Raw genomic sequence first — 633 nt, forward strand, 5'->3', positions numbered from 1 at the left:
TTCCTCTTTACCTCCCGCAATGACACGCTGTGATCATGACAGGACGCAGAAACAGTAAAAATTTTGCGACATAACCGTGAAATCCGTGGCAGGACCCTGATTCTGGCGCATATCGACACGGTTCACGCAACGGGCACACTTGCTGAACAGCTTCCGCTGCGCCAGGAGGGCGACAAGCTTTACGGCCCTGGTATCTATGATATGAAGTCCGGCGTTTTGATGGCCTTCGAAGCGATGAAACGTGTGGTTCGTGATTGTCGCGATATCGCTGTCGATCTGCTGATCGTGTCCGACGAGGAGGTCGGATCGAAAAGTTCGCGCCCCGTTATCGAGGAATTCGCACGCACCGCCGACAATGTTCTGGTGGTGGAACCGGCCCGCGACGGCGGCAAGATCGTCACCGCGCGCAAAGGTGTGGGCATGTGCGATATCGTCGTGCGTGGTCGCTCCGCCCATGCCGGGGTTCGGCCCGCCGATGGCCGGTCGGCTGTCCGCGCCGCATCCAGACTGGTGCTTGCGCTTGAAGCCCTGAACGATCCCCATCGCGGGATCACGGGGTAATCCCCCCGTTTTTAACGGGGCTCGTCAGTAGAATTCACGCGGCCATTTTCAGTTTCTGTGCGGGCGTTACGC

The 633-nt window shown here is 58.6% G+C and carries 1 protein-coding gene; it reads left to right on the forward strand.

The window, feature by feature from the left end; genetic code table 11:
* Window positions 1–63: 63 nt before the first annotated feature.
* Window positions 64–561 carry a M20/M25/M40 family metallo-hydrolase gene (locus tag KWJ32_RS28180; RefSeq protein WP_231771631.1) on the forward strand — a complete coding sequence of 166 codons (498 nt, stop codon included), beginning with the start codon at window positions 64–66 and terminating at the stop codon, window positions 559–561.
* Window positions 562–633 lie beyond the last annotated feature (72 nt).

The sequence above is a fragment of the Ochrobactrum sp. BTU2 genome, assembly GCF_024539785.1.
Lineage (GTDB): Bacteria > Pseudomonadota > Alphaproteobacteria > Rhizobiales > Rhizobiaceae > Brucella > Brucella anthropi.